This is a genomic window from Streptomyces africanus (genome assembly GCF_002150735.1).
GTDB lineage: Bacteria > Actinomycetota > Actinomycetes > Streptomycetales > Streptomycetaceae > Streptomyces > Streptomyces africanus.
In genome coordinates this window covers 1-315 of record NZ_MUKA01000492.1, presented here as the reverse complement: position 1 = coordinate 315, position 315 = coordinate 1, and the positions used below count along the sequence as shown (strand labels likewise).

Genomic DNA, 315 nt, shown 5'->3' with positions numbered 1-315 from the left:
CCGGGCCCGCCGCGCCGCCCGCCGCGAAGCCGCGGAAGGCTCCGCCGAGCACGAGAGCCATACCCGCCGCTTCCGCCGGCCACGGTCAGCCCGCGCCGCGTGAACACGGGACCGACACCGGTCGCCTCCGCGATCATCCGCACGGAGGCGGCCGCTGATGCGGTGGCCGCCCTTGCCCTGGGGACTGGCGGGGCTGCTGACGCGGTGGTGGTCCGCAGGGAGGCTGCTGCCCTTGCCCGGGGCGTCCGGAGGGACGGGGCTGCTCATGCGGTGGTCGTCGGGACGGACGGGGGTGCTGAAGCCGTGATGGTCCGG

The 315-nt window shown here is 76.8% G+C and carries 1 protein-coding gene; it reads left to right on the top strand.

Annotated features, from left to right (window positions below; translation table 11 throughout):
- Window positions 1-99: 99 nt before the first annotated feature.
- Window positions 100-315 (top strand): hypothetical protein (locus tag CCL05_RS45745; protein WP_208641728.1); only part of this gene is annotated, 216 nt, incomplete at its 3' end.